The sequence below is a fragment of the Candidatus Kryptonium thompsonii genome (assembly GCF_001535985.1).
GTDB lineage: Bacteria > Bacteroidota > Ignavibacteria > Kryptoniales > Kryptoniaceae > Kryptonium > Kryptonium thompsonii.
In genome coordinates this window covers 1-24,371 of record NZ_CZVS01000012.1, presented here as the reverse complement: position 1 = coordinate 24,371, position 24,371 = coordinate 1, and the positions used below count along the sequence as shown (strand labels likewise).

Sequence of the window (24,371 nt, the reverse complement as noted above, 5' to 3'; positions counted from 1 at the left end):
TTAAAATTTACTAAATTCAATAAACTTTTTCAAAACACACCCTTCTTTGCCAACTTATCAAATACCTCCTCCTTATACTTGATCACAATTTCCTCAATTTTATCAAGATCTATCATCTTTATGCACTCAAGATTATACGGGCAAACCTTCTTCCAACAAGGTGCACATTCCAATCCCTCTGGAATTAACTTAACTCCCCTATCATAAAGGTCTATCTCGGTCCATGAACTCAACCCAAACCAAGCTATGACAAATTTTTTTAAAGCAATCGCAAGATGCATCCCATACGAATCACCAGTTATTACAACATCGCATATATTTTCATAACATATCCCACGCCTTATGCCTTCGGTCGTTGGAGTGTTAATTAATTTCCCTGCAACACCGTCGATCTTGATGGAACGATTGAATATCTCCTCATTCCTCTCCGTGTCTTCAGGTCCGCCAAGCAAAACAAGCTTTATACCGTCATATCTCGATAAACGACTTATCAATTCAACATGCTGTTCAATTGTCATCTTTTTATTCGGATATAATGGTGAACAGCCAGTGTTAAACCCAACAACAAGCTCATCCTCTTTTATGCCAACCTTTCTTTTGTACTCCTCAGAAAACTTCTTTTCCTCATCAGTTAAAACAAGAACATACTCATCTCGCTTATATTCAAGCTCAAACATTTCGCACAAGATTTCCTGCCTCGTCTTCTCATTTCGCTTAAACTTTAATTCATCATCAAGCCCCAATCTATAATCATAACTTGCCGATTCATTTAAAGGTATGATCTGCCCATGCTCGTTCATGCCATACCCAAGCTTCTTGTCAGCATTCAACTTCATCGTCAAACTTGCGGACCTCCTCGACTTGTCAACATTCATCACAACGTCAAACTTCATATTTTCAAGGATAAGCCAAGTCTCTGGATCCCACACGAAAACTTCATCAAGATATGGGTTATTGTCGAGCAATAAATGCGTATTTTTAAGCGTAAGCCAGTAAATTGAACTTTCGGGATATTTTCGCTTTATCGCTGGAAGAATAGATGTGGTAAGCAAAACATTCCCCATAGCATCAAGATTTATGATCAAAATCTTAACCCCAAATGGCTTCGGATCAACACAACCAGATTCATAACACTTTGTGTACGGATAACAAGGTTTATAACCTGTGAAGTTTTTACATTCGGGTATTTCGAAGTCAAAAACTTTCATTAACTTATTTCTTTCTTTTCAATGTTCGCTCCCTTAATAATATCAATAATTCTGTTATCTTCATCGGGATTCTCAATAACCGTGATTCCCTCAATTTCCGCTGTTTCAGGTGTTGAATAAAGCAGAAAGATCTTTACATCAGGTTTTAAAATCCTCAACTGCGCAATTGTGTCTTTTAAGCTTAATCTCGGGGTCCTTGAATCGATGAAGATCAGAGAAACTTTATCAAGGTTTTCACTTAAAACTTTAACAGCAACAACTTTATCATCAGAAAACAACACTTCAAATCCAGCACTCTCTGCAAATGACTTCATCACCCTCCTTAGATTAGCATCTGTCGAAATAACCATCACCGCACTTTTAGACTTCTCTTCTTTCGCTTCTGCTTCACTTAAAACCTCTTTTGATTCAAACACAGGAAGATAAAAGCTAACTGTTGTCCCTTCCCCGAGCTTTGAATCTACTGTTATAAATCCACCATGAGAACTTACTATCCCAAATACCGTTGACATCCCAAGCCCAGTTCCTATATCTGGTTTTTTCGTCGTGAAAAACGGCTCAAAGATCTTAGCCTTAGTTTCTTCATCCATGCCCACCCCATTATCAGTTACACTTACACAAACATATCTGCCAGGATTTACCTTGAAAATATTCGCTTCCTCAAGTGAAATACTTTTAACACATGTTTCAATTGTTATCTTTCCATCACCGTCAAGTAATTTTTTCTCCCTTTTTTCTACTATTGCATCCCTTGCATTAACTGCGATGTTGAGCAACGCCTGCTGTATCTCCGTTTTAGAACCATAAACTTTCACATCTTTCGAATTTAACTTAACTTCAATTTCAATAAACTTCGGGAAGAGCGTTTTCAAAATCTCCACAACTGTTGACACCAAAGAATCAAATTCAAAAACTTCAGCACTTGGCACCTCCTTCCTTGCGAAAATCTTCAAGCGTTTAATAAGCTCCGAACCACGATTTGAAATCGAAATAATATTATCAAGATACTTCTCTAAATCCTCCTTTTTCAATTCCCCCCTTTGCACCTTTAGATTGATCATCTGCGCCGAACCTATGATTACCTGCAAAATATTGTTAAAATCATGTGCCATCCCCATCGTAAACGTCCCTATCGACTCAACCCTTTGTAAATGCCTTATCACATCTTCCTGCTTTTTTTCCTTTGTAATATCAATTATAACTGTTTGAACCGCTGGTTTCCCTTCGTAAATAATTCTTTTTGAATAGCACACTAAATAAATAATGCTTCCATCTTTTTTTATCCCTCTATACAAAGCTCGCTCCGGGAAATAATCTCCACGAAGTATTTCCAAGGTTCTTTGCTCCCAACCATTTAAATCTTCCAGATATATTATTTTAGATATAGGGAGATTCAAAAACTCGCCCAATTCATATCCAAAAATTTGAGCCAGTCCCTTATTCACAAATATAAATCCATTTTCATCATAAATTGCTAACCCAACAAGTGGATTATCCGCAAGCTCTCGGTACTTTCGCTCCGATTCAAAAACTTCTTTGGTTTGTCTCCCAATCTCTTCCTCCAAATCAAAACTATATTTCAAGCTATTGAAATAAATAAGAAGAAGATAACCGAGAATTAAAAGCGAACCAAACAACATAAAGTAATAAACCTGCAAATAATAGCCTAATCTTTTGAACAAACTTTCCTCGTCAACTAGATTTACAATTCCCCATACTTCTGTATCTTTTTCAAGTAGTTCAAACTTTACAAATGAAAATGCGTAATTTATTTTTCTTAACCATTTATGCCGACCCAGTAGTGCCAGCCCACTTGAACTTGAAGAATTAATCACGCTTGTAACTATCGACCTAACATCCGAACGGACAAGCTTATTTAAAACATCATAGAAATTCTTCCCAATAAGCTCAAAATCCTTCGAAAAAAGGACATTACCTGTATTTACACTAAAAACAATTAAACTATCGAGTCCACCTCCCGCCATATCGGAAAAATGTCTAAGCATCCTCTCAACATCAATTAAACATGAAACCCCTCCAACGAACTTCCCCTTTTGATCAAACACAGGATATTCAAGTACAACTGCATCATAGCCCTGAACCGCCCTAAAAACTGAGCTCACAATTGGCTTTTTCAAAATTAAAAACTTCTTATTATGCTCTTGATAACTCACATCTCTTCCTATCGCTTTCGGATCAACGGGATATGTATACCTTAAAATCCCTTTTTCATCAACCCTGCTTACATTTCTTATATAATCGGGGAATCTCGAGAAAGCAACTTCATATTTCGAATAAAGCTTCGGGATATTTATTTTAATCACATCTTCATCCTTTGAAAGTTCTTCAAGGATTTCAAACGACTTCCTTATCGAAAATTGAAGATTATTCCCAATGCTTCTTAAAAGTTTAACCTTTTCATTTGCATATTTTTTGACTTCAAATTCAATAAATGTTTTTATGAAAAGTGTCTGTAAAAACATAAGAACACCTATAAACGGAATCGATGTTAAAACAAAGGCTTTTACTTTCCTCAGAGAAGAAAGCTTTATCCTCCCTGAGTAAACTCTCTCAACCCCAGCTGCAACTTGATTTAAATATTTTGTTACGAAAAACAATGTAAAATAAACAACATATAAAGCAAGCATAGCACTTATTGTTGCCATAACTGTGCGAGCGGTAAAAAGCCACGAAGGTAAAACCTCAAAAGCCACAAGCGTGAGATAAATTAACGGTTCAACAAGAAAATAAATGCTTAAAATTCTCAAAACATTTGCCTTCCTTTTCATTTCCGGCACTATGCCAGCAATTAAAGCAATCAAAGTAAACATCCCCCATAGTGAAACACTGCTCAAACCATAAAAAATAGCTCCTACCTTCCAAATCAGGGTTCTCTGTATTTTAAAACAAATTGGGAAATAGTAAACGACAACAAAAGCAAGAGAAATTAAAACGGTCAACTTAATAACTTTCCTTATCTCATCACTTAAATCTCGAGATATCTCTCCCCCAATCTTACTAATTCCCCACATGGCAGAGATTAATCCAACCCAAAAGACGATTGTCGCAATGCTTGCCTCGTAGTCATAAAGATATTCAAAGAACAAAACAAGGATAAAAGTCTGGAACGATGAGATAAATGTTAAAACCAAAGCAAGAAAAAATTGGGGGAAACCAGCGGGAACCCTTTTACGCTCCCAGATTTTATAGGCAAGATATGTTAAGGTTGCGAGAGGAAAGAAGGAAAAAATGAAATTTAAGACCTGACTTATCATTTTGACTCCGAAAAACACTTTTTAACTCAAAGTTAATTTTTTAGCATCCAAAATAAAAAACTAAAATTTAATCTGCAACTTTACCTTCATTTAACTTAGGCCTTATCTCTGAATTCGCAAGTCTATAGACTACACGATAGCAAAGTTTAGCAACCTTTTCAATCTTTGAAAAGTTAATTTTGTCCACCTCATCGCCTACCTTATGATAATCCTCATGCTCACCCGAATGGAAAAATATAACGGGCACACCCTTCCTCGCAAAACTTGCTTGGTCGCTTCTTGGAAAATCCTTTTCACCATCATAGGAGAATTTAAAACCAATCGCTTTGTTCTCTTCCTCCGCCAACCGCTTCATATCCTCGCTATAACTCCACCCTATCAAAATCAAACTATCAATTGAATTTCGCCCGATCATATCAAGATTTACCATTGCAACTGTTTTTTCAATCGGAAAAATTGGATTATCGACATAATATCTCGATCCGAGAAGTCCCTTCTCCTCCCCACAAAAAGCGATGAAAAGAATGCTTCGTTTAGGCTTGCTTTTGCTCAATCCAAAGGCTTTTGCAACCTCCATCATTCCTACCGTCCCAGAAGCGTTGTCGTCAGCTCCATTGTAAATGCTATCCGTTTCCGATGAACCAATCGTTGAAGGTGAGAAATAACCAACATGATCATAATGCGCACCAACGACAATTATTTCATCTTTTAATTTTTTATCCGTTCCTTCTATAAATCCGACGACATTATTTGCGTAAACATTTTCCTTGACAAAACTTACCTTTATCTTAATCTTCACATTTTCAATCTTGAATGATCTCGGCTTCAAACTTTCATCGATCGCTTTTTGAATGTCCTTCAAAACTTGAACACCGCCAAAAACTTCTTTGATAAATTTTTCTCCCGCTTCGACTGCTGGTATAAGACCCCTTTGCATATACGCAAGTTGAATTGGAAGCGAAGCTCTTGGAAGATTTTTAAAAATTTTGGGCCATGCATAGCCACGGGGCTTCAAAATCAAGTGATTTAGCGGATCTGGTAAAATTATAATTCCAATTGCGCCGTGCTCAAACGCATTTTGAACTTTATATCTTGGGAACGAATATCTCGTTGGTCTAATTCCATTAAATATACTTGCGCTATCATTCTCTTGAGGTTCATCCCTCAACACGACGACAATCTTCCCTTTCACATCTATATCCTCATAATCATCATAACCGTACTCCTTTGCCGTAATTCCATATCCCGCAAAAACAATCTCACCTTCAACCTCACCCTCACCAAAATTATATGGAATGAAATCAACTCCGATTTCAAAATTTATACTTTCACCATTTCTTGACAAAACTAAATGATTTTCATCTCCAAGGTCAACTTTAACAAATTCAACTTTTTGGAAATAACTGCCATTTACAGGTTTTAACCCGTATTGTTTAAATCTTTGGGCGATAAACTCACCCGCTACATCAAGCTCAGGGCTTGGCGTATTTCTCCCCTTTAAAGAGTCGGATGCAAGAAATTTAATATTTTCAAATATGCTCTCCGAGGAAATTCTGCTTAACCCCGCGTCCATACCTATCTCCCCGGAGGAACACCCAATTATAAAAACTGCGATGATAAATAGAAAAACCTTTTTCATAGGGCTTTTCGATTTTTAGAATAAGATAAAAAATTAAAGGGCTTAATTCAAGTTTTAAAAGAGGCTCTCGAAGCCCTCTAAAATCTTCGGTCTCACATAATTTCGACCGTGAGTGTATTGCTATTGATAATGAAAACAAAATTTGTTATAATTAAACAAAGCAAAAATAACTTTGAGTTTTATGCGACTCAAGGATAAAATAAAAGATTTGCTTAAGCAAGAAAAGAGGGATAAAAAACTAACTGATGAAGAATTGTTGAAAAAGCAGAAAAAATTTGAAGAGGAAGCGATACCCCACATGCAATTTCTCTATAACTTTGCCTACCGAATGACGGGAAATGAGGAGGACGCAAAAGATCTGATCCAGGAGACATATATGAAAGCATTTAGATTCTGGGATCAATATGAACCTGGAACAAACATAAGAGCATGGTTGTTTAAGATAATGAAAAATTCATACATAAATAAATATCGCAAGGCGATAAAGGAACCGGGTAAAGTTGATTACGATGAGGTTCAAAACTTTTACGAAACAGTTCGAGATGAATCATTCGAGACATCAGACTTACAAGAACACATCTTTGAAAATATATTCGAAGATGAGGTCATAGAAGCTCTAAGCAAGTTGCCAGACGAATTTAGAACTGTCGTAATACTCGCAGATATTGAAGGGCAAAGTTATGAAGAAATAGCTGATTTCCTTGATATACCGATTGGAACTGTGAGATCAAGATTACACAGAGGAAGAAAAATGTTAAGAAGAGAGCTCTTTGAATTTGCGAAGAGAAAAGGATACATAAAAGGTAAGCCAAAAGATTATGATATAGATGATCCTGAAAAAGATTAAAATTAAAACATGGTGATGGCCATGGATTGCAGGCAAACAAGGGAGTTTCTAAGCGCCCTTGTTGATAATGAAGAAATTGACTCACAAACAAAACAAAAAGTTGAAGAACACATCTGGCGATGTGCAACATGTAGAACTGAACTTGAACTTGAAAAAAAGACAAAAGAGACAATTAAAGCAAAAGTAAAGATAATCCCCGTCCCAAATGAACTCATCACCTCAGTTTTAAACCAACTGAAGATACTCCAAAACGGCTACGCTCAATCTTTAGAATCCCCAAGAGAATTAAACCCAACTCCGAAACCTTGGCTTGAGATTGCCTTTTCACTTGGGATTGCCATCGTGACGCTTTCGCTTGCCTTTCTATTTGTTTCAGTTTATGGAAAGAAAATGACCCAGCGTGAGTTGATAAGAAAAGAGGTATCCGCACTTGTTAATCACTTTGACTCAATAGCTCAGGGATTCGCTAAACCAGAAGTTTTATCCACCGATCCAGCGTATGTCAAAAATGCGATTTTGTCAAAAGCGAGCTTCACACCTGTGTTTTTAAATATACCTGAATTTGAAATCGTCGGGGCATCAATTAAAGATCCACATCTACGCTCTGGCAACCCAAGATGTGTAAATCTTATCTACCGCAAAGGGGAACGACTAATTTTAATTCATCAAGCTCCGATGTCCTCAGCACCTATGCACGATGAAATAAAGAAAAGAATTTTGAAAGGGGAATGGATATACGATACAATTACGGATGACTCTTTCGTAATTTGGGGGACAAATGAACTCGTCTGCTGTGCTATCTCAAATCTGCCTAAGGAAGAGCTTGAGCAAGTGTTAAAACAAACCAAATAAGCTTATGAAAAAATTTTCACTGCTTTTATTTTTTCTCCTTTTACTTTCCGCATGCTCAAAAAAAGAGAAAAATCAAACATCAACTCAGCCCATAGCCCCGCCAACAGTTTTTACCCTTTCAAAAATCGAAAACTCAAACGACCCTGACAAAGCCCCAAACTTCTATTGGAAAGCTCAAGAAAATGAAAAAAATTTATACGAACTATTAAAGAACAAAGTTATACTTGTAAACTTCTGGGCTACATGGTGCGGTCCATGCGTCAAGGAAATTCCAGACCTTATAAAAATTAAAGATGAGTTAGGAGAACAAGGTTTTGAAATAATCGGTGTATCAATAGACAGGTCGATTTCACCAGTGGTTGAATTTTCGAAAAATGTTGGGATAAACTATGTGCTCATTCATGATCCCGATGCAAAGCTTCTTGAAGCATTTGGCGGTAGCGTAGGGATTCCAACGACATACCTAATCGACAGGGATGGAAAAATTGTAAACAAATATATCGGCGCAAGGACAAAAGAAGTTTTTGTTAACGACATTAAAAAAATCCTCAAATAAAAATGGGGCTTTGAAATGAAAATAAAAAGGATTCTTTTGCCCACCGATTTATCCACCGCTTCTATTTCAGCATTTAAATACGCAAAATCCTTGGCTGAAAAATACGGGGCATCAATCTATGTTTTGCATGTCCTTGAGAATATCCCGCCTGTTTTAGCAATCCATGCCCTTGATCTTACGATTGAAAAAGTTGAGAGAAATATGGAAGAAAATGCGAAAGCACAACTTGAAAAAATTGTAAAGGAAAATCTGAAGACAAAAAATAAAGTACAAATTTTCATCAGAAAGGGACTCGTTGATGAAGAGATAATAAAATTTGCCGATGAGAAAAAGGTTGATCTTATCGTTATGGGAACCCACGGAAGAACTGGAATTGAATATACCCTCCTTGGAAGCATAGCCGAAAAAATCGTCCGTAAAGCAAAATGTCCCGTTTTAACGGTTAAACCTGAAAAACAAAGTTGAGATTTAAACATGCCTATTAAAAACCTGACCTTCCTCATCATATTCGCACTTTCAATATCTGCATTCATCTACAACGCAAGAAGGTTATACCTATACCTTAAAATCGGAAAACCAGAAAATAGGTTCGACAAACCAATTGAAAGACTAAAAAGGGTTCTTTCAATCGCATTCGGTCAGAAAAAATTGCTCAGGGAATTTGTTGCAGGATGGATGCACTTTTTCATCTTTTGGGGCTTTGTGATACTTTTAACCGCTATAACTGACGCAATTCTTGAAGGACTTTTCAACTTCAATCTCTCAATAATTGGTCGACCTTATAGATACATCTCTTTCTTTCAGGATTTGATGGGAACGCTCGTGGTGATATCTGTTTTGATAGCTCTTTACAGGAGATACATTCAAAAGCCCAAACGACTTCAAGTTGAAAAATCTTCAAAAATTGACGCAACTGTCATACTTATCCTTATTTTTCTAATCATGCTAACAATGTTTGGAACCTATGCGACCAAAATTAACCTTGGCGACTTAGAACATTATGAGTTGCGGTTTGCTTCAAAAGAAATCGCAAAATTCACAGATAGATTTGGCTTCGATACACAAAACTACCTTCACGAAATTTTCTGGTGGTTACATATCCTGCTCGTCTTCGGATTTTTGAACTATCTCCCGTTCTCAAAACATTTACATATCATCACTTCAATCCCAAATGTTTATTTTAGTTCACTCAAACCGAAGGGAAGATTAAATCCGATAAATTTTGAAAACATTGAAAATGTCGAAAGGTTCGGAGCACTTGATGTTGAAGACCTTACATGGAAACAGCTCTTCGATGGTTATACCTGCACTGAATGTGGGAGATGCACATCAGCTTGCCCCGCAAATCTGACAGGTAAACCACTCTCACCCAGAGAAATAATCATCAGCATAAGAAAGAGAACGATGGAAAAGGCACCAATTTTATTAAACTTGAAACCTCAAAGCGATGAGATAAACGGGAAAACGCTTGTTTACAACTACATAACCGAAGACGAACTTTGGGCTTGTACCACTTGCATGGCGTGCGTTCAAGAATGCCCAGTGATGATTGAACATGTGCAAACAATCGTCGATATGAGAAGGTACCTCGTTTTGACGGAGTCAAAGTTCCCATCTGAACTTTCAATTACATTTAGAAATCTTGAAAATAACTTCACTCCGTGGGCATTCAGCCATTCAACCCGTGGCGACTGGGCACAAGGTCTTGACATAAAAACGCTTGCTGAAGATCCAAATGTTGAATATTTGCTCTGGGTTGGTTGCGCTGGCTCATACGATGCAAGATATAAAAAAGTTGCAATTGCTGTAGCAAAACTTTTAAAGCTTGCCAATGTTAGTTTTGGAATCCTTGGAAATGAAGAAAGATGCACAGGTGATCCCGCAAGAAGAGCTGGTAACGAATACCTTGCTCAAATGTTAATTCAGGAAAACATAAAGACATTTTCAAAATACAATGTCAGAAAAATCATAACCATCTGCCCACATTGCTTCAACACATTGAAAAATGAATACCCTGACTTCGGCGGGAATTACGAGGTTTATCATCATGTTGAATTTCTTGAAAGACTTTTGATCGAAGGGAGATTAAAGCTTGTGAAACCGATCGAAAAGAAGATAACTTACCACGATTCATGCTATCTTGGAAGATACAACGATATTTACGATGCCCCAAGAGATATTCTTGCTTCAATTAAGGGGGTTAAACTTGAGGAAATGAAAAGGTCAAGAGATAGAGGTCTCTGTTGTGGCGCTGGCGGTGCGAGGATGTTTATGGAGGAAAAAATTGGTGAAAGAATTAACATTGAAAGAACAAAAGAAGCGTTAAGTTTAAATCCCGATGTGATCGCATCAGCTTGCCCATTCTGTATGACAATGTTAACCGATGGGGTTAAAGCGGAAGATGCCATTGATAGAGTTGAAGTTAAAGATATTGCTGAAATACTGCTTGAGGCAGTTGAAGCTTGAAAAAACGGGGCTTTAAAGCCCCGTTTTTTTATTTTGGTGTAACTTGACCTTGCAACCAAACAGTTGCGAACAAGCGCTTGCCAACTTCAGGCTCCCCTTCAAGATCCGCTGGGTTTATTAGAACTTCAAGCTTAAACGGACTTGTATCAATATAAAGCCAGTAGATTTCCTCACCCGTCCACTCATTTTTTATCTTCTTAACATCAAGTATATCACCAAGCAAACCATAAACAACGGGAGGTATATTTTCCATGGCTTGAATTTGGGCAGTTTGAACGAAAAAGTTAGCCATGGTTGAGCCCTCCTCTGGGATATCAGTTTGAATCAATCTTCTCGGTGGCAGAATCTCACCGTTATATGCAAGCCCCACTGGGATTACTTCATATTTTTCACCCATCGGCGGAAGATAAGAAGCACACTGCACAAAATTGGAAATGTAAATTTCAACAGGCGTTCCATTCTCCTCCTCAATCCCATAAAGATAAAACTTCCACTCATCCTCAACATCTTGATAGAGCTCACAATCCTTCAAGACAACCGAATGTTCCTTCGAACCATAAAAACATGGCGAGACATCAACGATTTCCCATCCCTCGCCCATATGGGCAAGATTTACATTAAAAACAATTCCATGCCCAGCATTTAAAGTGTAACCAGCAAGTTGAACTTTCTGAAAGACACCAAACGAATCGCTGAACTCCTTATCACCAATTGTGCTCTCAACGAGATCAACAAGGTCTTTTTGTGTTTCAACTTTAAACCCAACAGAAGAAAAAATTGAGCCCATGACGACAAACCATTTTAAATTTTAAATATACTTTGAGAAAAGAGCTTGGAAGGAAATGCCCTGGCGGAAAGGTACCCAAAAGCATCGCCTTCCTTTGAGATAAATATAACAAAAATTTTTTCAAAAGCAACTTTCACTCTAATCATTTTTATTTTCAAGTTTAAAATCATAATTTTTAGGTGAACCAAAAACAAAAAAATTTTTTAAATCAAAAATGATAGAGTTTCTTGATGGAAATGAAGCCATCGTAAAGGGGGCAATTGACGCAGGATGTAAATTTTTTGCTGGATACCCAATTACACCCGCAACACCAATTTTACTCGGAATGATGCAGGAGCTCCCAAAAGTTGGTGGATTTGCGATTCAAGCCGAAGATGAGATTGCTTCAATTGGATTTTGTATAGGTGCGTCAATGGCTGGAAAAAAAGTTATGACGGCAACAAGCGGACCTGGAATTTCACTTTACAGTGAAAATATTGGACTTGCCATCATGGGCGAGACGCCACTTGTCATAGTAGATGTGCAACGCCAGGGTCCAGCAACTGGTTCAGCTACAAAAGATGGACAAGGAGATATACAATTTATAAGATGGAGCACATCGGGAGGCTACCCAATCATTGCGATATCTCCAACGACTGTCGAAGAATGTTATACATTCACAATTTATGCCTTCAATCTCGCAGAAATTTTCCGAACCCCCGTTTTTCTCGTCTCAAGCAAAGAGCTCTCCATGACAAGACAACGAATCGACTGGTCAAAAGTTGAAAAACCAGAGATAATTGATAGAAAGTATCTACCTGAAAACGCGAGTGAATACAAACCATATTACTTTGAAAATATTGATGATGTGCCACTTTTTTCACCCTTTGGCGGAAAACATATCGTAAGATACACAACATCAACGCATGATGAATACGGAAACTTATTAACCATGCCTGAAAAAATTCAAATAATGATGGAACACCTTGATAAGAAAATTAGCGAAGAAAAAATAAAAAAATATTTCCCACATATTGTAAGGTTTGACAAACAGGATGATGCTGAAACTCTTGTCATCTCTTATGGTATAACCGCAAGAGGTGCGATTGAAGCAGTTGAACTGGCACGGTCACAGGGCTTGAAAGTTTCACATCTGATCATAAACCTTCTTTGGCCAGTTCCAGAAAGTGAAATCAAAAAAGCAATTGAAGGGATTAAAACAATAATTTTCCCAGAGATGAACAACGGTCAATATGTGCTTGAGATTGAAAGAATCGTTGATAAATCCAAGGTCAAAATCGTGCGGATAAACCAAATGGATACGAGACTTATCAATCCAAGAAAAATTTTGGATGAGATCTTAAAAAATAACGAGGGTTAAATATATGGCGACTTCCTTAGAAAATTTAGAACAACGAATCACAAAACTTGAATTGTTCGTCTATGAAATCATCGGCAAAAAATTTGACGAAATTGATAGAAAGCTTGAATATATTGACAAGAGGTTGAGCAACTTATATGAAAAAAACGAGTCCGATAAAGCTGAAATTCACAAAAATATAGGATCAACGAAAACTGAACTTCATGAAAAGATTGAGTCCACGAAAACTGAACTTTATAGAGCAATTGAATCTGCAAAAACTGAGCTTTATGGAAAGATTGAATCTGTGAGAACTGAACTTTATGAAAAGATGGACAACCTAAGAGTAAGTTTAATAAAGTGGATGATTGGATTATTCATTGCCTTTACAACTTTAATTATAACCGCTATGTGGGCAATTTTAAGCTTTGCGATAAAATAAAAAATAAAACTTGTTCGCAAAATGGCAATAGTAAAAAATGCTGTATATATGAAAGAAGTAGAACTTCCCTTCTGCCCGGGGTGTGGGCATTCACAAATTTTACCTCAACTCGATAAAGCAATGGCAAAATTAAACCTTGACCCAAGAAAAACTGTTCTTGTAACTGATATCGGTTGCGTCGGGTTGTCAGATCAATATTTTAATGTTAACGCTTTTCATGGATTACACGGTCGCTCAATTACTTATGCGTGCGGTTTAAAAATGGCAAATCCAGAACTTACAGTTATCGTCTTAATGGGAGATGGTGGACTTGGAATTGGCGGAACCCATTTTATAAATGCTGCAAGAAGAAACATCGACATCACAGTTATAATTTTTAACAACTTCAATTTTGGAATGACGGGCGGAGAACATTCGGTCACAACACCATTTGGTGGAAAAACTGCGACAACTTATCTTGGAAATATTGAATATCCGCTTGATGCTTGCTCTCTCGTTCAAGCTGTAAATGGTGGATTCGCTGCGAGAACGACAATTTTCGATAGAAACCTTGCAGACATAATCGCAGAAGCGATAGCGTTTAAAGGTTTCTCCGTTGTTGATGTCTGGGAATATTGCACCGCTTATTATGTCCCCCGAAATGAACTCAACAAAGATAAAATGATGAAACTTCTTGAGACTTATGGCTTCAAAACAGGCATAGTTCACAAAGTTGAGAGAAAGGAATTTATAGAATCGTATCGCGAGGTATATTTAAATCAACCATCAAAACAAACAAAACAAGTTTCGCTCGAGACCGAATTTGAAAACAATCTCACACAAAAAACAGGAATAATCATCGCTGGCGCTGCTGGGCAGAAGGTTAAATCGAGCGCAACCGTTTTCGGTTCATCCGCGATTTTGTCAGGCTTATACGCCACCCAAAAAGATGATTACCCCATCACAATTATGACTGGACACTCAGTTTCAGAAATAATACTTGACAAAAAAGAGATAAACTACACGGGCATAGAAAGTCCAGATTATTTGATAATCATCGCCCCTGAAGGGCTTGCAAAGGTCAAGAGGATAATTCAAAACATGAACGAAACATCAACGATCATGATCGATGATAACCTTGTTTCACTTTTGCCTGAAACGAGAGCAAAAATTGAAATTTTCCCATTTAGGAAAACAGCTAACACAATCGACAGATTTTCAATAACTATTCTCTCGCTTGCAACTTTTCTTGCACGAACGAATTTATTCCCGATAGAGGCTCTTAAAAAAGCTGTAATGTTAACACAGAAAAAAGCTATAGCCGAGGTAAATTTGAAAGCAATTGATGCTGGTGTTAGACTTGTTGAAGAGGGTACCTATGTAAAATAAAAAATTCTCCTACGATGATTTTGATTGGGACTTCAGGATATAGTTTTCAAGATTGGCGCGGGAACTTTTATCCTGAAAATATTGAAGATGGCAAAATGCTTGACCATTACAAAAAATTTTTCAAAGCCGTTGAGATTAACTCAACATATTATAGAATCCCAAGTCCAAATGTTTTTTATCATCTTGATAGGAAAACCCCACCTGACTTCCATTTTATCGTTAAAGTCCACAAGCAAACAACTCATGAAAGGGAAGGAAATCGCGAAGCAATGGAATCTCTTCTCAAAGCAACGGAACCATTGCTCAAAACAGAAAAATTAAAAGGATTTCTTGCCCAATTCCCTTACTCATTCAAAGATACACCAGAAAACAGAAAATATATTCTCGAAACAAAAAGGTTCGCTGATGGAATACCGTTAATAGTTGAGTTCAGGCATATAAGCTGGGTAAATAACTCTGCATATGAGTTTTTATCGGAAAACGATATACCTTATGTTTGCGTTGATGAACCGAAGTTGAAAGGTTTAATCCCGCCACAAAGTATAGCAACAAGCAAAAAAATTGGGTATATAAGATTCCATGGCCGTAATGCAGAAAACTGGTGGGAAGGCGGTGTCGGCGAAAGATATGATTATCTCTACAGTGAAAGTGAACTTCGTGAATGGATCCCGAGAATTAAAGAACTTAACGAAAAAGTTGAGACGCTTTATATTTTCTTCAATAATTGCCATCGTGGAAGCGCTCCTAAAAATGCCCAAATGCTTCAAAAAATTCTCGAAGAAGAAGGCATAAAATGAAACAAAAAAGGATACTTGTAATTAGACCAGATAGAGTTGGGGATGTAGTACTTGCAACTCCGTTGTTGAGAGAGCTGAGAAAAAGTTTCCCAGATTCATTCATCGCGGTTATGGTCCGTCCACACACAAAAGATATTTTACTTAACAATCCAAACATTGATGAGATAATTATAGATGACTTCGAAGGTGAACATAAGGGATGGCGAGGATTTTGGAAGCAAGTTTTTAAACTAAGAAAATATAAATTTAACATTGCTCTTCATCTCTTGCCGACCCAAAGACATGCATGGATGACATTCTTCGCAGGAATAAAAACAAGGGTAAATGTTGGAATTAGACTTTACAGTGTTTTAACTTTCATGAAATATGTTAGCAGAAACAACTATATCCCCTTAAGACACGAAGCTGATTACTCACTTGACTTGGGCAGAAAGATCGGCGTAAAAAGCAGCAACATTGAACCTGAAATCTATCTAACCCACGAAGAAATTGAACAATCAAAAAAACTTGTGCCGAAAAATGGAGATGAAATTGTCATAGGAATTAACCCATTTAGCGGAAAATCCGCTCCAAATTGGAAGATTGAAAAATACATTGAACTCGTGAAAAAAATTCTTGATGAAATTCCCGAGGCAAAAATTTACATTAATCTGCATAATGAACCCGAGGATAAATTCAAGAGCTTAAATCATAACAAGGTCAACTTAATTCGCAATCCTCCCCTTCGCGAGTTAATTCTTTACATATCTCGATTTGATGTTTTAATTTCTTCAAGCACAGGCGCGATGCACATTGCTTCTGCTTTAAAGATTCCGACCGTGTCAATGTTTTGTCCGCTTCCTGCTTGCTCTCCACAATTGTGGGGTCCACTCGGAAATAAACACGAGATAATTTTACCGCCTGAAGATTATTGTAAAAAAAGTTGTCCTGGTGATCCCCACATTTGCACATTTGATGGTGGAATTGAAATCGATGATGTTTTAAAGGCAACATTAAAAATTTTGAAAACTCATCGAACAAACCGCAAAGATGAAAATTCGCCAAGCGAAGTCAATCGACATTGACGATATAGCTTACATCATCTCGACTTCTTTTTTAATTTCCGATTTCCACGGGTTAAGAGAAAATATAATAGACAATCCAAGATATTCATACAAGGATATAATAGTTGTCGAAAACAATGAAGAGATAATTGCTTGCACAAAGATAATCCCATTGAAAGTTTCCTTCAAGGGCAAAATAGTTGATGCGGGTGGAATCTCCGCAGTTGCGGTTTTGCCTGAATACAGAAAGCGCGGGGTTGCGGATATGATGCTTAGAGATGCTCTAAAAAGAATGTTTGAAGCAAAATATCCATTTTCACTTCTCTACCCATTCCAGCACAGATTTTATAGAAAATATGGGTGGGAGTATATCGGCTCAGCTATGTTTTATGAAATTGAACCATCAAATATTCAACTATTTGATGAGCGATTCAATGTGAGAAAGATGAAGAACTCAGAACGAGAGAAGATTAAAAAAGTTTATGCGGAAAAAATTAAAACAGTAAACTTTGCATTATGGCGAAATGATGCTTTCTGGACACGGGTAATCTTTCCAAATTTCCCAAATCCGTATGTTTATGACGATGGTGAAATTAAAGGATATGTATCGTTCGAGATGAAGAAAGGTGAAAAAGCACAAGTTGAGATAGATATAAAGGAATTCATTTCACTTACGCCAGAAGCATATCGCGGACTTTGGGGATTTTTTGCCTCGCTTTCAGAACAAGTTTCCAGAATAAGATATCTTGCTCCTCCAGATGAACCTTTGTTCGATGTGATCATTGAACCACGGGAAAAAGACTTTAAAAGACCCTTTTTTGAATTTAAATCTTATGCATCTATCTGCTCTGGCTTTATGGCAAGGCTTGTCAACCTTGAAGAAGCGATGAAACTCTTCACCACTGCAAACGCACCCGATGGTGAAGTCGTAATAGAAATCAACGATCCACTCATACCCGAAAATAACCTAAAGTTCAAAATCACTGTTGAAGATCTTAATGTGAGTGCTCAAAAAACCAACAATAGCGCTGATGTCAAAACAGACATAGGAACCTTCACCCAGATTATTTCTGGATTTGTGAAGTCAACCTCGCTTTATCAAACTGGGAAAATTCAAGGCAGGGATAAAGATTTAAAATTTCTTGATAGCCTTTTCACCGATTCCTTGCCTTTTATGTTTCAATTTGATATATTCTGAAAGATTAAAAAATCAAAGGTGAAAAAAATGAGAATACTCACAATTTTACTTATCGCGTTCATTTTCATGGGTCTCACCCTCAACATTCAAGATAAGAAAGAATTAAAATGGCACTCGTTCTCAGAAGGACTAAAACTTGCAAGGGCTGAGAACAAAAAAGTTTTGATAGATGTTTACACAGACTGGTGTGAATGGTGCAAAAAAATGGATGAAGAAGTTTACACTGATTCAAAAGTGATAAATTATCTTTCTTCAAAATTTGTGCTTATTAAGTTGAACGCTGAATCAGAAGCCAAACACACATTTGAAGGGAAGGAATATAGCGAAATGGAACTCGCTTACATATTTGGCGTTGAGGGTTTCCCGACAACAATTTTCATTCGTGAGGATATGCAACCTATAACCGCGGTGCCTGGATATTTCCCCGCTGATGTTTTTATGAAGATTTTAACTTTCATCGGCGATGATTACTACCTTAAAATGAATTTCGATGAATATCTTGAAAAAACAGGTGGACTACCCAAAAACTAATCTGATTCGAACATTTTTTCAAAGACGATATTCAATCCCTTCTGACAATAGCGGTCAAGGTTCTTTTCGAGGAGCTCAAGCAAAGCTTTTTGCTCAAGGTTAAATTTTTCTATCTTTGGATTTTCGATATTTTCGGTGAATTCTATGTAAAAGTATTTCTTCCCTTCGTTGCCGAAAATTACCAATCTGTTATCCTTTGTTTCAGCGATAAATATCATTTCCAAGATTTATTTTTGTTTTCTACTCCTTTTTTCGGAAATCAATTTTAATTACTTTAACAAAAACTGCAAAAGTTAAAATTCCCGAAATGCGAAAGCTCACGCCGATTGAAATTGAGAGAAAAAGACATACAATTGAAGAATTGAAAACAATCGAGCGACACCCAATTTATGTTTTGCTTGATAATATAAGAAGCGTCTATAATGTTGGTTCAATTTTTAGGACAAGTGATGCTGCACTTATAAAAAAACTTTACCTTACGGGTTATACTCCGCATCCACCAAGAAAAGATATTGAAAAGACAGCTCTTGGTGCAATTGAAAGCGTTCCTTGGGAATATCACAAAAATCCAGTTGACATCATAAAAGAACTGAAAGAGAAAAATGTGAAAATCATCGCCCTTGAAATAACTGACGATAGCATACCCTACTACGAAATAAAGCCTGAAGATTTTCCACTTTGCCTTGTCATAGGTAATGAAATCACGGGAATTTCTGATGAGGTTCTTTCGATGTGTGATTTAGCCATTGAGATACCACAATTTGGAATAAAACATTCACTAAATGTAGCAGTGGCATACGGTATAGCAGTTTATGAACTGGTAAAAATTTATAGAACATCTCATGCAAGTGTAAAATAATCCCCATCCTCCGTGATATGAATTTCAAGAACCCCCGCTCTCATGAAATTAACAAGAATATCAAATGCTTCGCCTTAGCCAACTTCACCCACGCTACTCTTTGTTCTCCCAACGATTTTCCTAACATAAAATCGGAGATCCTTTCATAGCCAATACTGAGCGCTTTTTCCATACTAGACCCATTAACATCTCAGCGATGCTAAGTATCCGTCGCTTTTAGTTGTTAGCAACAAATTCACCAGTCTCGGCATCTAATTTGTGCTCCAAAGGTGTTACTGTTTAAAAGGTTGCCAACCAACTGCGTCGTTTGTCTGTTCAGCTTTAAGGCATGTTCACCACATTTCCGATCAATTCGTCGGATGTGGTTGGGTAACCAGTCGGCACAGAGTTTGTGCAAGTCCAGCGCTGCGTTCCATAACTCGCCGCTATTCATTCGCTCTTTGATCAACAAAAAGGCTTTGACAAACTTTTCATGAGCATCTTTATTTTGTGCTGCCAGTGGACATTCCCAACGTTCAAAGCAACCCTCTTCATACCTAAAATGCTCTTGCACATATCGCTCAAGAAATGTCGCGGTGTCAATCAAACCCACTTCATCCCGTTTTGAAATGGCTTCACCTAACCTGTTAATAGCATCGTAAAGTAAACGGTGCTGGTTATCAATTGTGGCTTCACCGACCTCAACGGTTTTATCCCAAACAACTTTGGGCAATGTTCTTGTCTTTCCAGAGACACCAAGTTTAAATTGAGAAATTAATGCCATTATTCTCTGTCCGTCAGCTAAAATCGTTTCAATGTTTTCCACGAGTTGGCTCACTTGTGCACTGACCTCTTCTGTAGAGGCAGAGATTTCCTCCATAGCAGCAGATGTTTGCTCACTTACCAAAGCAACGCTGCGAATTTGCTCATTCATATCTGCAGTGCTCGTCGCCAACTCCTCAGTAGCAGAAGCATTTCGCTCCGCTATCGCCGACAAACTCTGAACCACTCCAAAAACTTGCTCTAACGCTTGTGAAATTTCTTCCTTTGCTTCCTCTAGCTTACCACTTTGTTCCTGAACCTTCCTGACCGCCTCAATTATGTTTTCTAATGCTTGTTTTGCTTCTCCAACTGCTGCAGCGCTTTCCGTAACTTGTTTGTATGTAACTTCCATTGCATTTACACTCTCTTTTGCTCCTTCTCGAATATTGGCTATCAAATTTGCAATTTCTTTCGTCGCTTGTGCCGACCTCTCGGCTAACTTGCGAACTTCGTCAGCAACGACGGAGAACCCTCTCCCTTGTTCCCCTGCTCTTGCTGCTTCTATAGCTGCGTTTAATGCCAAAAGGTTCGTTTGATCCGCAATGTCAGCTATTGTGTTGACGATTTCTCCGATGTCCGCCATCGATCGGTTCATTCCCTCAACTTGTTGTCTTGCGATTTCAACAGCGTTTCTTATCGCTTCCATAGCAGAGAGCATTTGTTTTAGCCTTTGTGAGTTAGAGGATGCTACCTGCTGTGCTTCAAAAGCAGCGGAAACCCCTGTTGAAACTACCTGAGTAAATGAGGATAAGGTTTGTTTGATCCTGTTCGAAGCATTAGAAAGTTTGTTCACAAGTTCAGCTTGTTCATATGCACCACTTGCTATGCTTTCAACTGCTTTGTTCAATTGCTCAAATGCTGTCCGAATGTGAGCAATTGCCGTTGCTTGTTCAGTTGCACCTTGTGCACTTTGGTGGGTGGCGCTACTGATTTGAGTAATAGCATCACTAACTTGTTGTGTAGCCGTCACCATTTGCGCACTAACTTCGCTGAGACGACCAATAACTTGAGAGACCTCAGTGATCAGTTGAGCTAACTGGTTCAATGAAGTGTTGTAAGAATCTACTATTATTTGTGCACTGTCGGCAAGTTGTGCTGCTGCCCGCAACAGTTGCCCTTCTTCCGTGTTATCAATTTTATCTAATTTACTTAACACAACCCGCTCAATAGCAACACTAACGCGATGGGACAAATCGCCCTGCGCCAAGTGTTGAAGTGCCGCAGCTAGTTCGGGAAATACTTCGTCGCTTAACTTATGTGCATTGCTGATGGCTTGCTGTATTCCTTCAGTTGTGGCGGTGTAAAAGCCAATAAACAATACAAACGCTAATGCAACAAGAACAATGACAACCACTATTAGCACTATCCATTTATGGGCAAGTTTTTGAATGCGGTCATTCAGCAAGCTGTTCAGTTCCACTGAAAGGGTTTTGGTCAAGTCAAACGAAGCATCAATGGCGGTCGTCGCCGCAGTGAAATACTCTTGTGGCGACAGGTTGAGTTGAGTCGATTGCAAAATTCGTTCGTTAAGCAGGTTCAAGAAAGCATCGATTTTTTCCTGCGCCATGTGCACCGCCTGCTCAATACGGTTTTTCAATTGCGCGTTATAATTCATTGCCCGCTCCAAGCCCGCCAAGGCGCGCCACTTTTGCTGTGACGCTAACTCATAAAAAATGGTCAATTTCATCCGCTCTTCGGTGTTCAACTTTCTGTCCGCCAGCGCCCCAGTGCCTTCTGCTCTTGCTTGTCCCATTTGCTCAGCGACATCGGGGAGGTGTTGGACGACTGCCAACATCAAGTAGTAGGTGTCTATTTCGGGGTCAAGGCTCAGACTGGACGCATCAGCAATATCTTGGCGCAGGCTAAGAATTCTTTTGATCAACTCAGTGTGCCGCTGAAAACTCTCAGTGCGGGACAGCCGTTCCACTTGGCTTTGCAGTGTTTGCCATTCTTGCTTGATAGCGTCCCATTTATCCTTAAGTTTGAATTCGTCGCCGTATTTTGCCATCACAGTGTCAATGGCTCTTAAGTCATCGGCTATTTCCAATTGCTTTTGCTGCATCGTCGTCCCAAAAGACGCATCACCTGACAGAAACCCCTGAGCTAAACCGCGATGCTGTTGGACGTGCTGGATGAGAGTCAAAAAGGGGCTGAGACACTCGGTGCCTTTAAGTTCCTGCCGGGTGAAAGCGATGTCCGCCTGCCATCGAATATTCAGTTGGTAGATAGTGACCAAAATGGGCAAAATGAACACACCACCAATAAATAAAATGCGTCGCTTGAAATCCATACGGCGCATCAGTGCCTTCACAGGGTTAAAAAATTTTCCCGTTATTTTAACGATAAATATCAACCTTCAAGTCCTATTTTGTTTTTCTACACTTTATTTTCGGAAACAATTTTAATTTCTTTAGCAAAAACGAAGAGATTAAAAATTCCCTAAAAATGGAAGGTCACGCTGATGGAATGTAGGACACCTCAAACATCTCACGCAAGCGTAAAATAATCCCCATCCTCCGTGATGTGAATTTCAAGAACCCCCGCCCTCACGAAATTAACAAGAATATCAGCTGCCTCACTTTCACTTATCTTAACAAGATTGCTAAACTCCTTCACCGTGATTTTACCAAAATTATTAAGATAATTTAAAAGGCGCCTTTCATTTTCACCAATTGATATCCTAACGGGTTGGTCGTTCTGTTCAGACTCTAAAAGTTTTACCATCTCATCACTTGCGATAACATTTTGCGAACCAAGCCGTATGAAAACCTTTCCAGCGTCACCGTTAGAACTGACGAGATAATGTGGTTTTGTTTTGCTTTGTTCAATGGTTACAACGATCACATCCTTGCCCTCAAATTCAAGAATCTCGATCTTCGGTTCTATTTGCGGATAGCAATATTGTTTAGCTGCCGTGAAAACCAAGTCAATTTCCTCTTTTTCACTATCAACCCCAACGACGCTGCCATCGTCATCAATCCCAAAAATTAAAACCCCACCATAAGTGTTCGCAAAGGCAATCATCGCCCTCGCTATTTTTTCTGGCGAGGAAACTTTTCTTTTAAACTCAACGGTTAAACCCTCGCCTTCAAATAGGATGCTACTCAATTGTTCGGGAGTCATTTGATGCACCCTCCTTTATTTTTGCTCTCGCTATCATTCTATTTAAAATCAATCTCGTTCTCTGCGTGACAAACTTATGATTTGAATTTGGAGTATGCTTCAGCGGGCTCGGAATAATAGAGGCAAGTTGCGCGGATTCTTCCATTGTCAATTCAGATGCTGACTTCCCAAAATATTTCCTTGAAGCAGCTTCAACCCCGAAAATCCCATCGCCAAGCTCAATTATGTTTAAATAGATTTCAAGAATTCTTCTTTTTGAAAGTTTTTGCTCCATCCTCAGGGCAATTGCAACTTCTGCTAATTTCCTCAGAGGATTTCGCGAGGTAGAAAGAAACAAATTTTTCGCCACTTGCATTGTTATCGTGCTTGCACCCCTTACAACCCTCCCCCGTTGAAAGTTTTTCTTAAACGATTCTTTCACTTCGTACCAATCAATTCCTTGATGACCAAAGAAACTCGCATCTTCGGAAACGATGACCGCTTCTATCAAATATGGTGAAACTTTTGAAAGTGGCACCCAAATCTGGTTTATGCGATAAGGTTTGCCCTTTGCTTCACTCATACGTTGCTTCATAACAGCAGTTAATTTTGGATTCCTATATTTGAGGTTTTCAATTTCTCTATCGATCTCGATAAATTTATAAGTCAAATAACCGATAAAAATCAAAAGCGCAAAAACAACAACGACCTTAAACTTCATCCTGCTCAATCACCTTCTCTTTGTTTTTCAAGAAATCAAGGTAACTTTGCAAAATTAATGTTGAAGAAATTATGTCATCTAAATTTTTATTTTGCCTTTTCTTTCTCTTCAAATTCATATCAATCTTGGATTTCTGCGCAATTTTGGTCGTAAGCCTCTCATCCCATTTAACAACCTTAATTCCCAATCTTGATTTAAGTTCATCAATAAATTTTAAAACTTCGGCTGTCTTACTGGAATAGTTCCCACTTAAACTTAATGGCAAGCCAACAACAATTAGATTAACATCATATTGTGCACACACTTTTTTTATCTCATCGAAAATTCCTGAATTATTCTCAAGAACAAACAAACCCTGTGCAATTGTTAAAGTCGGATCGCTGATTGAAATGCCAATTCGTTTACTTCCAAAGTCAATCCCCATTATTCTCCCGCCAACAGAATTATTTCTCTTGATATCTTGAGACACTGTAAACGCCTTCAATTCTCCTTAATTTGTCAATCAGAACATTTAAATGCTCGAGATCTTTAACCTCAACT

At 38.1% G+C, this 24,371-nt stretch carries 23 protein-coding genes; 13 read left to right on the top strand and 10 right to left on the bottom strand.

Annotated elements, in window-relative coordinates:
• Positions 1-29 precede the first annotated feature (29 nt).
• The 3 genes from AWW78_RS02385 to AWW78_RS02375 form a co-directional block, all read right to left on the bottom strand.
• Positions 30-1,208: a glycosyltransferase family 9 protein gene (locus AWW78_RS02385; RefSeq protein ID WP_047134034.1), complete on the bottom strand. Its 1,179-nt coding sequence runs from the start codon at positions 1,206-1,208 to the stop codon at positions 30-32.
• Complete coding sequence (locus AWW78_RS02380) at positions 1,208-4,483, bottom strand: sensor histidine kinase (RefSeq protein ID WP_047134033.1); 3,276 nt, start codon at positions 4,481-4,483, stop codon at positions 1,208-1,210. Before AWW78_RS02380 ends, AWW78_RS02385 begins: the two co-directional genes overlap by 1 nt.
• 67 nt (positions 4,484-4,550) lie before the next feature.
• Positions 4,551-6,122 carry a M20/M25/M40 family metallo-hydrolase gene (locus AWW78_RS02375; RefSeq protein ID WP_047134032.1) on the bottom strand — a complete coding sequence of 524 codons (1,572 nt, stop codon included), beginning with the start codon at positions 6,120-6,122 and terminating at the stop codon, positions 4,551-4,553.
• A gap of 181 nt (positions 6,123-6,303) precedes the next feature.
• On the opposite strand from AWW78_RS02375, the gene AWW78_RS02370 reads away from it, so the two are divergent.
• From AWW78_RS02370 to AWW78_RS02350, 5 genes are read left to right on the top strand one after another with little or no spacing between them, the layout of a single operon-like run.
• Positions 6,304-6,969 carry a sigma-70 family RNA polymerase sigma factor gene (locus AWW78_RS02370; protein WP_047134031.1) on the top strand — a complete coding sequence of 222 codons (666 nt, stop codon included), beginning with the start codon at positions 6,304-6,306 and terminating at the stop codon, positions 6,967-6,969.
• 21 nt (positions 6,970-6,990) lie between these two features.
• Positions 6,991-7,821 carry an anti-sigma factor family protein gene (locus AWW78_RS02365; protein WP_047134030.1) on the top strand — a complete coding sequence of 277 codons (831 nt, stop codon included), beginning with the start codon at positions 6,991-6,993 and terminating at the stop codon, positions 7,819-7,821.
• A 4-nt stretch (positions 7,822-7,825) separates the two neighbouring features.
• Complete coding sequence (locus tag AWW78_RS02360; protein WP_075426052.1) at positions 7,826-8,377, top strand: TlpA family protein disulfide reductase; 552 nt, start codon at positions 7,826-7,828, stop codon at positions 8,375-8,377.
• A gap of 15 nt (positions 8,378-8,392) precedes the next feature.
• Positions 8,393-8,842, top strand: a complete 450-nt coding sequence (locus tag AWW78_RS02355) for a universal stress protein (protein WP_047134029.1) — start codon at positions 8,393-8,395, stop codon at positions 8,840-8,842.
• Between the two features lie 9 nt (positions 8,843-8,851).
• Entirely contained in the window at positions 8,852-10,843 is a 1,992-nt protein-coding gene (locus tag AWW78_RS02350) for a (Fe-S)-binding protein (RefSeq protein WP_047134028.1), read from the top strand.
• Positions 10,844-10,871: 28 nt separating this feature from the next.
• Here AWW78_RS02350 and AWW78_RS02345 read toward each other — a convergent pair whose 3' ends face one another.
• Positions 10,872-11,630 (bottom strand): DUF3881 family protein, encoded by a 759-nt coding sequence (locus tag AWW78_RS02345; protein ID WP_047134027.1) that lies wholly within the window; start codon positions 11,628-11,630, stop codon positions 10,872-10,874.
• A gap of 214 nt (positions 11,631-11,844) precedes the next feature.
• On the opposite strand from AWW78_RS02345, the gene AWW78_RS02340 reads away from it, so the two are divergent.
• Genes AWW78_RS02340 through AWW78_RS02310 form a run of 7 tightly spaced genes read left to right on the top strand, consistent with a single transcriptional unit; the run spans position 11,845 to position 18,348 of the window.
• Positions 11,845-12,990 carry a 2-oxoacid:acceptor oxidoreductase subunit alpha gene (locus tag AWW78_RS02340; RefSeq protein ID WP_047134026.1) on the top strand — a complete coding sequence of 382 codons (1,146 nt, stop codon included), beginning with the start codon at positions 11,845-11,847 and terminating at the stop codon, positions 12,988-12,990.
• A 4-nt stretch (positions 12,991-12,994) separates the two neighbouring features.
• The gene (locus AWW78_RS02335; RefSeq protein ID WP_047134025.1) at positions 12,995-13,411 is read left to right on the top strand and encodes a hypothetical protein; all 417 of its coding nucleotides are present in this window, start codon (positions 12,995-12,997) and stop codon (positions 13,409-13,411) included.
• Positions 13,412-13,432: 21 nt separating this feature from the next.
• On the top strand, positions 13,433-14,779 hold the full coding sequence (locus AWW78_RS02330) for a thiamine pyrophosphate-dependent enzyme (protein WP_075426051.1): 1,347 nt from the start codon (positions 13,433-13,435) through the stop codon (positions 14,777-14,779).
• A 14-nt stretch (positions 14,780-14,793) separates the two neighbouring features.
• Complete coding sequence (locus AWW78_RS02325; protein WP_047134024.1) at positions 14,794-15,576, top strand: DUF72 domain-containing protein; 783 nt, start codon at positions 14,794-14,796, stop codon at positions 15,574-15,576.
• Entirely contained in the window at positions 15,573-16,640 is a 1,068-nt protein-coding gene (locus AWW78_RS02320) for a glycosyltransferase family 9 protein (protein ID WP_047134023.1), read from the top strand. Before AWW78_RS02325 ends, AWW78_RS02320 begins: the two co-directional genes overlap by 4 nt.
• A complete protein-coding gene (locus AWW78_RS02315) occupies positions 16,606-17,817 on the top strand; it encodes a GNAT family N-acetyltransferase (RefSeq protein ID WP_047134022.1) in 1,212 nt (403 codons plus the stop codon). Before AWW78_RS02320 ends, AWW78_RS02315 begins: the two co-directional genes overlap by 35 nt.
• Positions 17,818-17,844: 27 nt before the next feature.
• A complete protein-coding gene (locus AWW78_RS02310; RefSeq protein WP_082349109.1) occupies positions 17,845-18,348 on the top strand; it encodes a thioredoxin family protein in 504 nt (167 codons plus the stop codon).
• On the opposite strand, the gene AWW78_RS02305 is transcribed toward AWW78_RS02310, so the two are convergent.
• Entirely contained in the window at positions 18,345-18,572 is a 228-nt protein-coding gene (locus AWW78_RS02305; RefSeq protein WP_075427149.1) for a hypothetical protein, read from the bottom strand. The two genes, AWW78_RS02310 and AWW78_RS02305, sit on opposite strands and share 4 nt — an antisense overlap.
• 83 nt (positions 18,573-18,655) lie before the next feature.
• On the opposite strand from AWW78_RS02305, the gene AWW78_RS02300 reads away from it, so the two are divergent.
• Positions 18,656-19,207 (top strand): RNA methyltransferase, encoded by a 552-nt coding sequence (locus tag AWW78_RS02300; protein WP_047134020.1) that lies wholly within the window; start codon positions 18,656-18,658, stop codon positions 19,205-19,207.
• A 235-nt stretch (positions 19,208-19,442) separates the two neighbouring features.
• Here AWW78_RS02300 and AWW78_RS02295 read toward each other — a convergent pair whose 3' ends face one another.
• From AWW78_RS02295 to AWW78_RS10980, 5 genes are all read right to left on the bottom strand, one after another.
• A complete protein-coding gene (locus AWW78_RS02295) occupies positions 19,443-22,361 on the bottom strand; it encodes a methyl-accepting chemotaxis protein (protein ID WP_047134019.1) in 2,919 nt (972 codons plus the stop codon).
• Positions 22,362-22,495: 134 nt separating this feature from the next.
• Positions 22,496-23,131, bottom strand: a complete 636-nt coding sequence (locus AWW78_RS02290) for an AlbA family DNA-binding domain-containing protein (protein ID WP_047134018.1) — start codon at positions 23,129-23,131, stop codon at positions 22,496-22,498.
• Positions 23,109-23,831 (bottom strand): monofunctional biosynthetic peptidoglycan transglycosylase, encoded by a 723-nt coding sequence (gene mtgA / locus AWW78_RS02285; RefSeq protein WP_047134017.1) that lies wholly within the window; start codon positions 23,829-23,831, stop codon positions 23,109-23,111. The genes AWW78_RS02290 and mtgA overlap by 23 nt, the downstream gene beginning before the upstream one ends.
• Complete coding sequence (gene ruvX / locus AWW78_RS02280) at positions 23,821-24,300, bottom strand: Holliday junction resolvase RuvX (protein ID WP_082349107.1); 480 nt, start codon at positions 24,298-24,300, stop codon at positions 23,821-23,823. Before ruvX ends, mtgA begins: the two co-directional genes overlap by 11 nt.
• Positions 24,275-24,334 carry a hypothetical protein gene (locus AWW78_RS10980; RefSeq protein ID WP_420022045.1) on the bottom strand — a complete coding sequence of 20 codons (60 nt, stop codon included), beginning with the start codon at positions 24,332-24,334 and terminating at the stop codon, positions 24,275-24,277. Before AWW78_RS10980 ends, ruvX begins: the two co-directional genes overlap by 26 nt.
• Between the last annotated feature and the right edge of the window lie 37 nt (positions 24,335-24,371).

What these genes read in the sequence shown, in the direction of transcription:
- AWW78_RS02385 (WP_047134034.1), bottom strand. Translation starts at nt 1,208, where the DNA reads ATGAAAGTTTTTGACTTCGAAATACCCGAATGTAAAAACTTCACAGGT.
- AWW78_RS02380 (WP_047134033.1), bottom strand. Translation starts at nt 4,483, where the DNA reads ATGATAAGTCAGGTCTTAAATTTCATTTTTTCCTTCTTTCCTCTCGCA.
- AWW78_RS02375 (WP_047134032.1), bottom strand. Translation starts at nt 6,122, where the DNA reads ATGAAAAAGGTTTTTCTATTTATCATCGCAGTTTTTATAATTGGGTGT.
- AWW78_RS02370 (WP_047134031.1), top strand. Translation starts at nt 6,304, where the DNA reads ATGCGACTCAAGGATAAAATAAAAGATTTGCTTAAGCAAGAAAAGAGG.
- AWW78_RS02365 (WP_047134030.1), top strand. Translation starts at nt 6,991, where the DNA reads ATGGATTGCAGGCAAACAAGGGAGTTTCTAAGCGCCCTTGTTGATAAT.
- AWW78_RS02360 (WP_075426052.1), top strand. Translation starts at nt 7,826, where the DNA reads ATGAAAAAATTTTCACTGCTTTTATTTTTTCTCCTTTTACTTTCCGCA.
- AWW78_RS02355 (WP_047134029.1), top strand. Translation starts at nt 8,393, where the DNA reads ATGAAAATAAAAAGGATTCTTTTGCCCACCGATTTATCCACCGCTTCT.
- AWW78_RS02350 (WP_047134028.1), top strand. Translation starts at nt 8,852, where the DNA reads ATGCCTATTAAAAACCTGACCTTCCTCATCATATTCGCACTTTCAATA.
- AWW78_RS02345 (WP_047134027.1), bottom strand. Translation starts at nt 11,630, where the DNA reads ATGGGCTCAATTTTTTCTTCTGTTGGGTTTAAAGTTGAAACACAAAAA.
- AWW78_RS02340 (WP_047134026.1), top strand. Translation starts at nt 11,845, where the DNA reads ATGATAGAGTTTCTTGATGGAAATGAAGCCATCGTAAAGGGGGCAATT.
- AWW78_RS02335 (WP_047134025.1), top strand. Translation starts at nt 12,995, where the DNA reads ATGGCGACTTCCTTAGAAAATTTAGAACAACGAATCACAAAACTTGAA.
- AWW78_RS02330 (WP_075426051.1), top strand. Translation starts at nt 13,433, where the DNA reads ATGGCAATAGTAAAAAATGCTGTATATATGAAAGAAGTAGAACTTCCC.
- AWW78_RS02325 (WP_047134024.1), top strand. Translation starts at nt 14,794, where the DNA reads ATGATTTTGATTGGGACTTCAGGATATAGTTTTCAAGATTGGCGCGGG.
- AWW78_RS02320 (WP_047134023.1), top strand. Translation starts at nt 15,573, where the DNA reads ATGAAACAAAAAAGGATACTTGTAATTAGACCAGATAGAGTTGGGGAT.
- AWW78_RS02315 (WP_047134022.1), top strand. Translation starts at nt 16,606, where the DNA reads ATGAAAATTCGCCAAGCGAAGTCAATCGACATTGACGATATAGCTTAC.
- AWW78_RS02310 (WP_082349109.1), top strand. Translation starts at nt 17,845, where the DNA reads ATGAGAATACTCACAATTTTACTTATCGCGTTCATTTTCATGGGTCTC.
- AWW78_RS02300 (WP_047134020.1), top strand. Translation starts at nt 18,656, where the DNA reads ATGCGAAAGCTCACGCCGATTGAAATTGAGAGAAAAAGACATACAATT.
- AWW78_RS02290 (WP_047134018.1), bottom strand. Translation starts at nt 23,131, where the DNA reads ATGACTCCCGAACAATTGAGTAGCATCCTATTTGAAGGCGAGGGTTTA.
- mtgA (WP_047134017.1), bottom strand. Translation starts at nt 23,831, where the DNA reads ATGAAGTTTAAGGTCGTTGTTGTTTTTGCGCTTTTGATTTTTATCGGT.